We start from the raw sequence: 13,278 nt of genomic DNA, 5'->3' as shown, positions 1-13,278 counted from the left end.
CAAGCGGGATTTCTGTCGCAAGACGGAACTCTCCCTGAAACCCCGATCCCGAACAGGTCGAACCCATGCAGGAGAGTCGCCTCTCCCGTCCCGAATTCATCGCGATGATGGCGCTTCTGTTCGCGACGGTGGCGTTTTCCATCGACGCGATGCTGCCCGCCCTGCCCGAGATCGGCCGGGAACTCGCGCCGGCCAATCTCAACCATGCGCAATTCGTCGTGCTCGTCTTCGTCGCGGCAATGGGGATCGGCACGCTGGTTGTGGGGCCGTTGTCGGATTCGTTCGGCCGCAAGCCGGTGATCCTGGGCGGCGCGGGGCTGTTCGTCGTCGGCGCCATGATCGCGGGCACGGGCCAGTCGCTGGAACTGGTGCTGTTCGGGCGCGCGCTGCAAGGGCTGGGCGCTGCGGCGCCGCGGGTGGTGGCGCTGGCGGTGATCCGCGATCTTTATGCCGGGCGCGACATGGCGCGGATCGTGTCCTTCGTGATGATGATCTTCACGCTCCTGCCCGCCATCGCGCCGCTGCTGGGCGCAGGCATCATCGCGCTGGCGGGCTGGCGCGCGATCTTCCTGGCCTTCCTGCTGTTCTCGGTGATCTCGGTGGGCTGGTATGCGCTGCGCCTGCCCGAGACGCTGCCCCCCGCCCGGCGCCGGTCGCTGAAACCCGCATCGCTGCGCGCCGCCGCACGCGAGGTCTTTGCCGAGCCGGTCGCGCGGCGCGCGGTTCTGGTTCAGACGCTGATCTTTTCGGTGCTGTTCATGCTGCTGACCTCGATCCAGCAGATCTTCGACATCCATTTCGGCCGCGGGGACAGCTTTCCGCTGTGGTTCGCCCTGATCGCGGTGATCGCGGGAAGCGCGAGTTTCACCAACGCGATGCTGGTGGGCCGTCTGGGCATGCGCTTTTTGGTGCGGGTCACGCTGAGTGCGCAGCTTGCGCTGTCGGTCGCGATGGCGGCGCTGTTCTGGAGCGGGCTTCTGCCGCCGGGTGCCGAATTCGCGGCCTTCATGCTGTGGGCGATCACGCTGTTCGGGATGCTGGGCCTGACCATCGGCAACCTGAACGCATTGGCGATGGAGCCTCTGGGCCATGTTGCGGGCATGGCCGCCTCGATCATCGGGGCGCTGGCCACGGTGATGTCGGCGCTGCTGGCGGTGCCGGTCGGCCAGGCTTTCGACGGCACGCCGCGGCCGCTGGCGACCGGCGTACTTCTGGCGGTTGCCGCGGCCTTCCTGCTGATCCGGAAATTCCCGGAACGCCCAGAGACGTAAGCCACTTACGCCGTGTTCTTCACCTTTTCGGCCAGATCCCGCGCGATTCCATGGGCGCCCTTGATCCGGTCGCTGTCCCTGGTCCAGTCGCGGCGAATGACGATCTTGTTGTCCTTGACCTTGGCCAGTCCGTTCTGGCCCTGGATGAAATCGACCAGCCCGGCGGGATTGGCGAACCTGTCGTTGTGGAACTGAACCGTCGCCCCCTTGGGCCCGGCATCCAGCCGGGCGATGCCCGCGCGCTTGCACATGGCCTTGATGCGCACGATCAGCAACAGCGTGTTCACCTCTTTCGGCAGCTTGCCGAAACGGTCGATCAGTTCGGCGGCGAAGCCTTCCAGCTCGACCTTGGTCGTCAGCCCGGACAGCCGCCGGTAAAGCCCCAGCCGCACGTCCAGATCTGCGACGTAATCGTCGGGGATCAGCACCGGCACGCCCAGGTTCAACTGGGGCGACCAGTCGCTTTCGATCTCGGACAGCCCCTCAAGCTCGCCCGCCTTGATGCGGGCAATCGCCTCCTCCAGCATCGACTGGTAAAGCTCGAAGCCGACCTCGCGCACATGGCCCGACTGTTCCTCGCCGATCAGGTTGCCCGCACCGCGAATGTCCAGATCCTGGCTGGCCAGCGTGAAGCCCGCCCCCAGCGTGTCGAGCGAACCCAGCACGCGCAGCCGCTTCTGCGCGTGCGGCGTCAGCGGCGCGCGCGGCTTGGTGGTCAGATAAGCATAGGCGCGCGTCTTCGAGCGCCCCACCCGCCCGCGGATCTGGTAAAGCTGGGCCAGCCCGAACATGTCGGCGCGATGGATGATCATCGTGTTGGCGGTGGGGATGTCGAGGCCCGATTCCACGATGGAGGTGGCCAGCAGCACGTCGTATTTCCCGTCGTAAAAGGCGTTCATCCGGTCGTCGAGTTCGCCCGCCGCCATCTGGCCATGCGCCACCACGAACGACACCTCGGGGACGTGGTCACGCAGAAATGCCTCCATCTCGGGCAGATCCGCGATCCGTGGCACGACGAAGAAGCTTTGCCCGCCTCGATAATGCTCGCGCAGCAGCGCCTCGCGCACCGTCACCGTGTCGAACTCGCTGACATAGGTGCGGATCGACAGCCGGTCGACGGGCGGCGTGCCGATGATCGACAGGTCGCGCACGCCGGTCAGGCTCATCTGCAGCGTGCGTGGGATCGGCGTTGCGGTCAGCGTCAGCACATGGATGTCGCTGCGCAACTGCTTCAGCCGCTCCTTGTGGTTCACCCCGAAATGCTGTTCCTCGTCGATGATCAGCAGGCCCAGGTTCCTGAACCTGATGCCCTTGGCCAGCAGCGCATGGGTGCCGATCACGATATCGACCGCACCCTCCGCCAGGCCCGCGCGCGTCGCCGCGGCCTCCTTCGCGGGGACGAATCGCGACAATTGGCGCACCTCCAGCGGAAAGCCGCGGAAGCGTTCGGCAAAGCCCTTGGCATGCTGGCGCGCCAGAAGCGTGGTGGGCGCGATCACCGCCACCTGCACCCCCGACATCGCCGCGACAAAGGCCGCGCGCATGGCGACCTCGGTCTTGCCGAAGCCGACATCGCCGCAGATCAGCCGGTCCATCGGCGTGCCGCTGGCCATGTCGCTCATCACATCGGCGATGGCGGCCAGCTGGTCGTCGGTTTCCTGATAGGGAAAGCGGGCCGAAAACGCCTCCCACAGGTGATGGTCGGCCTCCAGGATCGGGGCGTTTCGCAGATGGCGTTCGGCGGCGACCCGGATCAGCTTGTCCGCGATCTCGCGGATCCGCTGCTTCAGCTTCGCCTTCTTGGCCTGCCACGCGCCGCCGCCCAGCTTGTCGAGCAGCCCCTCGTCATGGCCATAGCGGCTGAGCAGTTCGATGTTCTCGACGGGCAGATACAGCCGGTCGCCGCCGGCATATTCCAGCGCCAGGCATTCATGCGGGGCGCCCGCCGCCGTGATCGTCTCAAGCCCGGTGTAGCGGCCCACGCCATGTTCGACATGCACCACCAGATCGCCCGGCGACAGCGCCTGCGCTTCGGTCAGGAAGTTCTCGGCCTTGCGGCGTTTCTTCGGCGCGCGGATCAGCCGGTCGCCGAGCACGTCCTGTTCCGAGATCACCGTCAGCCCCGGCCCCTCGAACCCGTGCTCAAGCGCCCAGACGGTCAGATAGAGCCCCCGCCCCTCGGTCACGTCGCGGATATCGGCGGCAAGGCGGGCATCCGCCACGCCCTCGTCCTCCAGCAATCCCTTCAGCCGCTCGCGCGCACCCTCTGAATAGGACGCGACCACCACGGCGCCATCTTCGCGCCGCGTCCGAACATGATCCGTCAACGCACTGAAGAGGCTGACCTGCTCCAGCTTTCGTTCAGGCGCGAAATTGCGCCCGATGCGCCCGCCCGCGTCGATCACGCCGGGGCCGGTGCCCTGCGGCAGCGGGTTCATCTGCACAACGCGATGCCCGGCCAGCGCCGCCTCCCAGGCGGCATCGTCAAGATACAGCAGCCCCGGCGGGCACGGCTTGTAGACCGTGTCGATCCGGCCCTTCTGGGCCATCGCCTCGCGGCGGGTCTCGTACTGGTCGGCGACCCCCTCCCACCGCGCCAGCCGCGCGGGCGTCACCTGGTCGTCAAGCCAGACGCTGGCGCCGGGCAGGTAGTCGAACAGCGTTTCCAGCCGTTCGTGGAAAAAGGGCAGCCAATGCTCCATCCCGGCATGCTTGCGCCCCGCGCTGACCGCCTCGTATAGCGGATCGTCGGTGCCCGCCGCACCGAACTCGATCCGGTAGTTCTGCCGGAAGCGGGTGATCGCGGCCTCATCGAGGATCACCTCGGAGACCGGCGCAAGCTCGATCCTCTTCAGTTTTTCCGTGGTGCGCTGGGTGGCCGGATCGAAGCGGCGGGCGCCGTCCAGCACGTCGCCGAACAGGTCAAGCCGCACCGGTCCCGACTCGCCCGGCGGATAGATGTCGATGATCCCGCCGCGGATCGCGTAATCGCCCGGCTCCATCACCGTCGGCGCCTGGGTGAAGCCCATGCGCACCAGAAAGGCCCTGAGCGCGGCCTCGTCCACCCGCGTGCCGACCTGCGCGGTAAAGGACGCATCGCGCAGCACGTCGCGGGCCGGGACGCGCTGGGTGATGGCGTTCAGCGTCGTCAGCAGGATGAACGGCCCCGGCAGGCCCTGGACCAGCGCCGCCAGCGTCGCCATGCGCGCCGCCTCGGCATCGGGATTGGGCGAGACCCGGTCATAGGGCAGGCAGTCCCATGCGGGGAAATCCAGAACCACCGCCTCGGGTGCAAAGAACCCCAGCGCCGCGCGCATCGCCGCAAGCCGCCGGTCGTCGCGGGCGATATGGATCGCCGGCTGGCCGGACTTTTCCAGTTCGCGGGCCAGAAGTCGGGCGTCGAAGCCCTCGGGCGCGCCGCCAGCGGTGATGTGCAAGGGCTGTGACATGGCCGCCGGAATAAGCGCCGGGCGCGCGCTGTCAACCGCCCAGAACGCCGATCGTGAAGTTCTGCCACATTCCCCACATGGCGGTCACGAGGATCGACAGGATCCCCATGATCTGCACCCCAAGCCGGTGCCAGCGCAGCAGCCAGAAAAGCCGCTCGTCGTCGGGGTTGCGCTGTTCATAGGCGCGCGCGGTGCGCACCGTCCAGAGACCGACCAGAATCATCGGGGCCAGCAACAGGAACACCGCCTGCGAGAATTCGTTGCCATAGACGAAACCCAGCATCCCCAGCATGGTCAGCGCAAAGCCCGCAAAGGCGCTGATCCACAGCCCCGAGACGCGCATGACGTAAAGGTAGCGCCGGGCATTGATCCGCACCAGGCCGGCCACGTCCTCGGCCGCCTCGCCACCCTGGCGGCGCGCGCGCTGCACCAGATCATAGGGCACGCCCAGAACCCAGTGGCTGGCGGTCGACCACAGAACGGCAAGCGCGATCCAGTACCAGAGATTCGAGAATGACCGCATGTCGATCAGCTCGAAGACTTGCTGGGTGAAATTCACGGGGCCTTTGTCTCCGTTCCGGGGGCCTCGCTTGCCGGAGGTCGTGTCGTGACGATTCCCGCTCTTGAGGTGCGATCCGATCCGTGTAACCCAGTCGCAGCCAATGTTGAAGGAGCCGTTGACCATGCGCCCCACCCTCGCCCCCTTCCCGATGACGCGCCTGCGCCGCACCCGCCGCACCGCCGCCCTGCGCGCGCTGACCTGCGAGACCGCGCTGGGCGTTGGCGACCTGATCTGGCCGATCTTCGTGCGCGACGGCACGGGCGTGGAAGAACCGATCCCCTCGATGCCCGGGGTGGTGCGCCGGTCGGTCGATCTTGTGGTCAGGGCGGCCGAGGAGGCGGCGGAACTCGGCATCCCCGCGATCTGCCTGTTCCCCTATACCGATCCCGCGCTCAAGACCGAGCTGTGCGAGGAGGCCTGGAACCCCGAGAACCTGTCGAACCGCACGATCCGCGCGATCAAGGCGGCGGTGCCCGAGATCGCGGTGATGACCGATGTCGCGCTCGACCCCTACAATTCCAACGGCCATGACGGGATCGTGCGCGACGGGGTGATCGTCAACGACGAAACCATCGAGGCGCTGGTGAAGATGGCGCTTGCGCAGGCCGAGGCCGGGGCCGACATCCTGGGCCCGTCCGACATGATGGACGGCCGGATCGGCGCGATGCGCCAGGCGCTGGAGGCGGCGGGCCATTGCGATGTCGCGATCATGTCCTATGCGGCGAAATATGCCTCTGCCTTCTACGGCCCGTTCCGCGATGCGGTGGGCGCCTCGGGCGCGCTGAAGGGCGACAAGAAGACCTACCAGATGGACCCGGCCAACAGCGACGAGGCGCTGCGCCTGATCGAGCGCGACCTGTCCGAAGGGGCCGACATGGTGATGGTGAAACCGGGCATGCCCTATCTCGACATCTGCCGCCGGGTAAAGGACGCCTTCGGCGCGCCGACCTATGCCTATCAGGTGTCGGGCGAATACGCGATGCTGATGGCGGCGGCGCAGAATGGCTGGCTCGACCGCCAGAAGGTGATGATGGAGAGCCTTCTGTCCTTCAAGCGCGCGGGCTGCGACGGGATCCTGACCTATTTCGCCCCCGAAGCGGCGCGGCTGCTGCGCGCGGGCTGAGAGCGCACAGGCGGGGCCGCGCGCGGGGATTTGCCGCCTGTCACTCTGCAAGGGTGACAGGACGCGGCAGGGCCTCTATAGTTTGTGTCAAAGGTCGGCAAGGCCACAACAAGAGGCACAGAGCGATGCAAGACAGCAAGAGCATGACCGGGCGTCTGTCGCGCCGCGGCTTCATCGGCGCGATGGGCGCGACGACGGCGCTGGCGGCCTGCGGCAATGGCGTGGGCAGCCAGGGGGGCGCGTCCCTCGACAACCGTGTGGACGGCACGCGGAACTTCCTGTTCAGCCGCTATCCCGGCACGCAGGAGCTTGAGGCCAAGTCGCATGGCGTGCTGTGGATGCCGCTGATCACCAAGGCGGGGCTGTGGGTGGGCGGGGCCTATGGCCGCGGCGCGCTGCGGATCAACAACGCCACGGTGGATTACTACTCGGCCACCAAGGCCAGTTTCGGCTTGCAGGTCGGCGCGCAGCAATATGCCCATGCGCTGTTCTTCATGACGCCCGACGCGTTGCGGACCTTCCGCTCGGGCGCGGGCTGGTCGGCGGGGGCGGATCTGGAATACGCCTTCCTCGACGACGCGGGCGCGGTCTCGGCCTCGACGCTGACCTCGCTCGACCCGGTGGTCGCGCTGGTCTTCGGTCAGCAGGGCCTGATCGTGGGCGCCTCGCTCGAGGGCACGAAATACACGCGCATCATCCCCTGAACGCCGGGACAGCTGACACCCGGCGTCCGGCATTCGCAGGGAAGTCCCGGCAACGCCCCTTTCCGGCGGGGTCCTTGCTCGTCTGATGAAAGACCGCCTTTCGCCCGGGCCCGCCTCCCGTTGGTCAGGGTCCGGGCCGGTCGGACGGAAGGCGCAGCCTGCCCGACCGGCAGAAACGATGCCCACCCCCGGCGATCCGGCGCGCCGGTCCGCGGCACGAGACCGCCGGATGGGCAAGGTCCGTGCGCTGCCTCGCGACGCATGGGTCAGGGTCGGATGCCCGTTCTCAGCCCCCGGCAGAGCCGATGTCGCGTTTCCAGACCGCCGCGGCGATCTCTTCGCGGCTCAGCCCCTTTTCCTCGAGCGACTTGATGTCCTTGAACATCTGTTCCGCTTCGAGGACGAGAGCGCAGTTCTCGCACAGGGTGCCCGATTTGGAGCCGAACAGCCCCAGAACCTTTCCACATTCTCGACAGGTCGCCATATGTTCCAAACTCCGGGATCGCATTTCAGCCTAGCCGCGAATCCTTAACGGAATCCTTCCCCGCCCCGGATATCCCGCTCCCGGCCGGAAACGAACGCCACCAGCGCGCGGGTCGACCCGTCCAGTTCCTCCCCCGGGCATTCACCGCAGAGAACCGGCGCCAGCGCGGTCGCCAGTTCCTTGCCAAGCTCGACCCCCCACTGGTCGAAGGAATTGATCCCGAGGATCACGCCCTCGACAAACACCCGATGCTCGTAAAGCGCCACGATCCCTCCCAGCACCTGCGGGGTCAGTTGCGGATAGATCAGCGTGCTCGAGGGCCGGTTGCCCGGAAAGACGCGATGGCGGGCCTGGCGGTCCAGTTCCGCGCCGGTGAACCCCGCCCGCGCCGCGATGGCGCGCGCATCGTCAAGGCTGCGCCCGCGCATCAGCGCGGCGGATTGCGCCAGCGCATTGGCCAGCAGCAGGCGGTGATGATGCGCCAGTTCGGGTTCGTGACCCCGAGCGGCGACAAGAAACTCGCAGGGCACGACCTGCATGCCCTGATGCAGCAACTGGTAAAACGCGTGCTGGCCGTTGGTGCCGGGCTCGCCCCAGACCACGGGGCCGGTGGGGCGCGGGGGGCTTGTGCCCTCCATCGTCACGCCCTTGCCGTTCGATTCCATTTCCAGCTGTTGCAGATAGGCGGGCAGCCGCGCCAGCCGCTGGTCATAGGGCAGCACCGCGCGGGTCGGATGGCCCAGCACCTGCGCATGCCAGATCCCGACCAGCGCCAGCAGGACGGGCAGGTTCCCGCCCGGCGGCGCGCTGCGGAAATGGGCATCCATCGCCGCGCCGCCCGACAGGAAATCGTCGAAGCGATCGGGCCCGATGGCCAGCATCAGCGACAGCCCGATCGGCCCCCAGACCGAATAGCGCCCGCCCACCCAATCCTCGAAGCCGAAGACCCGCTCGGCCGGGATGCCGAATGCCGCCGTCCGCTCCTGCGCCGAGGACAGCGCGACGAATTGCGCGGCCGGATCGACCACGCGCCCCGCCATCCAGTCCCGCGCGGTCGCGGCATTGGTCATCGTCTCGATGGTCGTGAAGGTCTTGGAGGCGACGATCACCAGCGTCGTTTCCGGGTTCAGGCCCTTCAGCGTGTCGGCGACATGCGCGCCGTCCACGTTCGAGACGAAATGACAGCGCGGCCCATCATGGTAGGGCGCAAGCGCCTGCACCGCCATGGCCGGGCCCAGATCGGACCCGCCGATGCCGATATTGACCACATCCGTGATCGCGCCGCCCTGCCCCGCGAATAGCCCGCCCCGGACCATTTCGGCAAAGGCCCGCATCCGCGCCCGCGTCGCGCGCAGCTCCGGCATCACGTCGCGCCCGTCCACCAGAACCGATCCGGCGGGGCTGCGCAGCGCCGTGTGCAGCACCGCCCGGCCCTCGGTCTCGTTGATCCTCGCGCCGGTGAACATCGCCTCGCGGCGCGCGGCGATATCGGCCGCCTCGGCAAGGCCCAGCAGCAAGTCCAGCGTCTCGGCGTCGATATTCGTCTTGGAATAGTCGAACAGCATGTCGCCAAAGCGCGCCGAGAACGCGGCGGCGCGGCCGGGATCGTCGAACAGCGCCGAAATCGGCCGGTCGGCCACCGCGCGCGCCCTGGCGTCGAGCGCCTTCCAGATCCTGTCCATGTCCATCCCTGGTTATGCCGCCCAGTGGATCGTGGCCGATCCCAGCACCGCGCAGACCGGGGCCAGCAGCGGATCGTCGATCTCGACCGCCCGTTCCAGCGCCGCGCGCTTGTCCGCCCCCGTGATCAGGATATGCACGACCGTCGCGCCGCGCAGCGCCGGTCCGGTCAGGCTCACCCGCGGCTCGGGCTGGCCCGGGGGGGTGATCTGCATCACTGGCGGCGCATCCGGGCGAAGCGCGTCCTCAAGCTCGGGCGCGCCCGGAAACAGCGAGGCCACATGCATGTCCGCCCCCATTCCCAGCACGAGAATATCCAGCGGCAGCGCTCGCCGCACCCGCTCGGTCAGCCCGGCCATGCCGTCGGCACCGGGGCGCAACCCGATCAGCCGCGCCTCGGCCGCCGCCCCGGTCAGCAGGCGGGCGCGGATCATCCCCTCGTTCGAGCGGGCGTCGTCGGGGGCCACCAGCCGTTCATCGGTCGGCAGCACCCGCACCCGGTTCCAGTCCAGCGAACTGGCGCAGAGCGCGTCGTAAAGCGGCCCCGGCGTGGTGCCGCCCGGCACCGCGATGCTGGCCTGCTCGGCATGGAACAGAACGGTGTTCAACTCCCCGGCCAGCGTGTTGGCCAGGTCGATCATCATCATCTCGGAATCGGGATAGGTCATCAGTTTCATGGACGAATCTCCCGCCAGCGCCGCCCGTCGCGATGCATCAGCATCAACGCATCCTCGGGCCCCGAACTGCCCGGATCATAGGGCTGGGGCCGGTCGCCGCGCGTTTCCCAGGCGGCGATGACGGGATCGGTCCAGGCCCAGGCGGCCTCGACCTCGTCGCCGCGCATGAACAGCGTCTGGTTGCCGCGGATCACGTCCATGACCAGCCGCTCATAGGCATCCGCGATATCCTCCGCCCCCGGTCCCAGCGCCTGGGCAAAGGACATGTCGAGCGGCACCTCGATCAGCCGCATGCCGCCCGGCCCGGGCTCCTTGATCGTCACCTTCAGCTTGATCCCCTCGTTCGGTTGCAGCCGGATCACCAGCACGTTCGATTTCTGCCCCTCCTGCTCGCCAAAGATCGAATGCGGCGGATCCTTGAAGGTGATCGCGATTTCCGAGGTGCGCGCGCGCAGCCGCTTGCCGGTGCGCAGGTAGAAGGGCGTGCCCTTCCAGCGCCAGTTCGACACATGCGCCTTGAGCGCGATGAAGGTTTCGGTCCGGCTTGCCGGGATGCCGGCATCCTCGGCATAGCCCGCCTGCCCGTTGCCCGCGATATACTGCCCGCGCACGATGTCGCCCGGCTCGACCGCGTCGAGCGCGCGGATCACCTTGAGCTTCTCGTCCCGAACCGCGTCCGGTTCAAAGGCATAGGGCGGCTCCATCGCGATCAGGCACAGAAGCTGCATCATGTGGTTCTGCACCATGTCGCGCATGGCCCCGGCCTTGTCGTAATAGCCCCCCCGCCCGGCCACGCCCACGGTTTCGGCCACGGTGATCTGGATGTGATCGACATATTGCGCGTTCCACAAGGGCTCGAACAGCATGTTGCCGAAGCGCACGGCCATCAGGTTCTGGACCGTCTCCTTGCCGAGGTAATGGTCGATCCGGTAGATCTGCTGCTCGTCGAAATGGGCGGCCAGCGTGGCGTTCAGCGCCCGTGCGCTGGCAAGATCGTGGCCGAAGGGCTTTTCCACGACGATCCGGCAACCCTCCCGGTTCATGCCGTAGCGATGCAACCCGCGCGCCAGATCGCCGAACAATCCCGGCCCAACCGAGAAATAATAGGCCTGCACCGCGTCCGGGCGGATCCTCGCGGCCAGTTCCGACCAGCCGTCCTCGGCCGTGGCATCCAGCCGGACATGGCAGAGCCGCGCAAGGAAACGATCAAGCGCCGGGCCGTCGATCCGATCGGCGGGCACATGTTCCAGGATCGCGCGCCGGACCTCTGCCCGCCAGACCTCGTCATCCATCACCGAGCGCGCGGCCCCGATGATCCGCGCCGCATCCGGCAATTGCCCCGCCAGATCGCGCCGGTAGAGCGCCGGAAGGATCTTGCGGGTGGCAAGATCGCCGGTTGCGCCGAAGATCACGAGATCGAAGGGATCGACCGGGATCACGCGTGAGACCATCTGAACCCTCGCCGGATCGGTGGCGGGGATCCGCCCCACCCTGCCCTGACTAGACGTCCATTCACGACAGATCCATAGCTTTCACGGAAAAGGTCGTAAAGCCGCCGTTTGGTCCGACCCTGCCCCGCATCGGCCTTCGCCCTCCCGATCACGCCGCCGATAGCGTCTGCGGTCCGGAACGGTTTTCCTTGCGCGGCATGTCGGCCTGCGGCCTCGGAATCGTATTCCCCCCGTTTCACCCGGTCCGAAAAGGTCGTTCCGGGGATGCGGGCCGGCAGCCTTTAGCGGACGGTGCCCAGGATCCGCTCCACCGAACCGTGGAGCAAGACGGCTGGGCGGCCGCGCCTGTTTTCGAGCGGCGACGCTGCTCAAAAAACAGGCACCTGCCCGGAAACGCGCCCCTGCCCGACAGCTTGCATATTGCTCTGGCCCCGGCGCCTGCCTAGCGTAGCAGCATGAGCGAAACACCGATCTTCGACGAGATGTGGGGCCGGGACGCAGAGCTGCGCCCGCCTTACCGGCGCTTTCAGAACTGGTTCGAGGGCGAGGACATCGCCCGGCTGCGCGCCAAGCAGCGCGAGGCCGAGGAGGTGTTCCGGCTGACCGGCATCACCTTCAACGTCTATGGCCGGGCCGAGGCCGAGGAACGGCTGATCCCCTTCGACATCATCCCGCGGATCATTTCGGGGCGCGAATGGCAGCGGTTGAGCCGCGGCATCGAACAGCGGGTGCGCGCGATCAACGCCTTCCTCTACGATATCTATCACCGCCAGGAGATCGTGAAGGCGGGGCGCATCCCCGAACAGGCGATCTCGCGCAACGATGCCTTCCTGCCGCAGATGATCGGGGTGGAACCGCCCGGCGGCATCTATACCCATATCGTCGGCATCGACCTGGTGCGCACCGGCGACGACCAGTTCTATGTGCTCGAGGACAATGCCCGCACGCCCAGCGGCGTCAGCTACATGCTGGAAAACCGCGAGACGATGCTCCAGATGTTCCCCGAGCTGTTCTCCCAGAACCGGGTACAGCCGGTCCAGTCCTACCCCGCGGATCTGCGCCGCTCGCTCGCCTCCTGCGCGCCCAACGGGTCGGATGCGCCCACCGTCGCGGTGCTGACGCCCGGGATCTACAATTCCGCCTATTTCGAGCATGCCTTCCTCGCCGACCAGATGGGCGTCGAACTGGTCGAGGGACACGACCTGCGCGTGGTCGACGGCAAGGTGGCGATGCGCACGACGCAAGGCTATCAGCCGATCGACGTTCTCTATCGCCGGGTGGACGACGATTTCCTCGATCCGCTGAACTTCAACCCGGACTCGGCGCTGGGGATCCCCGGCATCATGGATGTCTACCGCGCGGGCCGGATCACCATCGCCAACGCGCCCGGCACCGGCATCGCCGATGACAAGGCGATCTACAGCTACATGCCCGAGATCGTGGAGTTCTACACGGGCGAAAAGGCGCTGCTGGAAAACGTGCCGACCTGGCGCTGTTCCGAACCCGACGCGCTGGCCTATGTGCTCGACCATCTGTCCGAACTGGTGGTCAAGGAGGTGCATGGCTCGGGCGGCTACGGCATGCTGATCGGGCCCGCGGCCACGCGCAAGGACCTGGCCGAGTTTCGCAAGAAGCTGATGGCGCGGCCGGGCAATTACATCGCCCAGCCCACGCTCTCGCTCTCGACCGTGCCGATCTTCACCCGCAACGGTCTCGCGCCGCGCCATGTGGATCTGCGGCCCTTCGTGCTGGTGGGTCCGAACGGCATCAACATCACGCCCGGCGGGCTGACGCGGGTGGCGCTGAAGAAGGGATCGCTCGTGGTGAACTCCTCGCAAGGGGGCGGCACCAAGGACACCTGGGTGCTGGAGGATTGA

The 13,278-nt window shown here is 67.3% G+C and carries 10 protein-coding genes; 4 read left to right on the top strand and 6 right to left on the bottom strand.

Annotated features, from left to right (window positions below):
* Nucleotides 1–65 precede the first annotated feature (65 nt).
* Entirely contained in the window at nucleotides 66–1,271 is a 1,206-nt protein-coding gene (locus NHN26_RS03860; RefSeq protein ID WP_253088202.1) for a multidrug effflux MFS transporter, read from the top strand.
* Nucleotides 1,272–1,276: 5 nt separating this feature from the next.
* On the opposite strand, the gene mfd is transcribed toward NHN26_RS03860, so the two are convergent.
* Together mfd and NHN26_RS03850 are read right to left on the bottom strand one after the other, a co-directional pair.
* Nucleotides 1,277–4,720 carry a transcription-repair coupling factor gene (gene mfd, locus NHN26_RS03855; RefSeq protein ID WP_253088201.1) on the bottom strand — a complete coding sequence of 1,148 codons (3,444 nt, stop codon included), beginning with the start codon at nucleotides 4,718–4,720 and terminating at the stop codon, nucleotides 1,277–1,279.
* Between the two features lie 31 nt (nucleotides 4,721–4,751).
* Nucleotides 4,752–5,279: a component of SufBCD complex gene (locus NHN26_RS03850; RefSeq protein WP_253088200.1), complete on the bottom strand. Its 528-nt coding sequence runs from the start codon at nucleotides 5,277–5,279 to the stop codon at nucleotides 4,752–4,754.
* 124 nt (nucleotides 5,280–5,403) lie between these two features.
* On the opposite strand from NHN26_RS03850, the gene hemB reads away from it, so the two are divergent.
* Entirely contained in the window at nucleotides 5,404–6,405 is a 1,002-nt protein-coding gene (gene hemB / locus NHN26_RS03845) for a porphobilinogen synthase (RefSeq protein ID WP_253088199.1), read from the top strand.
* Between the two features lie 125 nt (nucleotides 6,406–6,530).
* Nucleotides 6,531–7,109, top strand: a complete 579-nt coding sequence (locus NHN26_RS03840) for a lipid-binding SYLF domain-containing protein (protein WP_253088198.1) — start codon at nucleotides 6,531–6,533, stop codon at nucleotides 7,107–7,109.
* 286 nt (nucleotides 7,110–7,395) lie between these two features.
* Here the strand turns inward: NHN26_RS03840 and NHN26_RS03835 are convergent, their stop codons facing one another.
* The 4 genes from NHN26_RS03835 to zwf are packed head-to-tail and all read right to left on the bottom strand — an operon-like array spanning nucleotide 7,396 to nucleotide 11,401.
* The gene (locus NHN26_RS03835) at nucleotides 7,396–7,593 is read right to left on the bottom strand and encodes a hypothetical protein (RefSeq protein WP_253088197.1); all 198 of its coding nucleotides are present in this window, start codon (nucleotides 7,591–7,593) and stop codon (nucleotides 7,396–7,398) included.
* A 44-nt stretch (nucleotides 7,594–7,637) separates the two neighbouring features.
* On the bottom strand, nucleotides 7,638–9,275 hold the full coding sequence (pgi, locus tag NHN26_RS03830; protein WP_253088196.1) for a glucose-6-phosphate isomerase: 1,638 nt from the start codon (nucleotides 9,273–9,275) through the stop codon (nucleotides 7,638–7,640).
* A gap of 12 nt (nucleotides 9,276–9,287) precedes the next feature.
* The gene (pgl, locus tag NHN26_RS03825; RefSeq protein ID WP_253088195.1) at nucleotides 9,288–9,950 is read right to left on the bottom strand and encodes a 6-phosphogluconolactonase; all 663 of its coding nucleotides are present in this window, start codon (nucleotides 9,948–9,950) and stop codon (nucleotides 9,288–9,290) included.
* Nucleotides 9,947–11,401, bottom strand: a complete 1,455-nt coding sequence (gene zwf / locus NHN26_RS03820) for a glucose-6-phosphate dehydrogenase (RefSeq protein WP_253088194.1) — start codon at nucleotides 11,399–11,401, stop codon at nucleotides 9,947–9,949. Before zwf ends, pgl begins: the two co-directional genes overlap by 4 nt.
* Nucleotides 11,402–11,856: 455 nt before the next feature.
* Between zwf and NHN26_RS03815 the strand changes: the two genes are divergently transcribed.
* On the top strand, nucleotides 11,857–13,278 hold the full coding sequence (locus NHN26_RS03815) for a circularly permuted type 2 ATP-grasp protein (protein ID WP_253088193.1): 1,422 nt from the start codon (nucleotides 11,857–11,859) through the stop codon (nucleotides 13,276–13,278).

It is taken from the genome of Rhodovulum tesquicola (assembly GCF_024128855.1).
GTDB classification, from domain to species: domain Bacteria; phylum Pseudomonadota; class Alphaproteobacteria; order Rhodobacterales; family Rhodobacteraceae; genus Rhodovulum; species Rhodovulum tesquicola.
This window is presented reverse-complemented; position numbering and strand designations above follow the sequence as displayed.

Coding starts and splice junctions, on each gene's coding strand:
- NHN26_RS03860 (WP_253088202.1), top strand. CDS start 66: ATGCAGGAGAGTCGCCTCTCCCGTCCCGAATTCATCGCGATGATGGCG.
- mfd (WP_253088201.1), bottom strand. CDS start 4,720: ATGTCACAGCCCTTGCACATCACCGCTGGCGGCGCGCCCGAGGGCTTC.
- hemB (WP_253088199.1), top strand. CDS start 5,404: ATGCGCCCCACCCTCGCCCCCTTCCCGATGACGCGCCTGCGCCGCACC.
- NHN26_RS03840 (WP_253088198.1), top strand. CDS start 6,531: ATGCAAGACAGCAAGAGCATGACCGGGCGTCTGTCGCGCCGCGGCTTC.
- NHN26_RS03835 (WP_253088197.1), bottom strand. CDS start 7,593: ATGGCGACCTGTCGAGAATGTGGAAAGGTTCTGGGGCTGTTCGGCTCC.
- pgi (WP_253088196.1), bottom strand. CDS start 9,275: ATGGACAGGATCTGGAAGGCGCTCGACGCCAGGGCGCGCGCGGTGGCC.
- pgl (WP_253088195.1), bottom strand. CDS start 9,950: ATGAAACTGATGACCTATCCCGATTCCGAGATGATGATGATCGACCTG.
- zwf (WP_253088194.1), bottom strand. CDS start 11,401: ATGGTCTCACGCGTGATCCCGGTCGATCCCTTCGATCTCGTGATCTTC.
- NHN26_RS03815 (WP_253088193.1), top strand. CDS start 11,857: ATGAGCGAAACACCGATCTTCGACGAGATGTGGGGCCGGGACGCAGAG.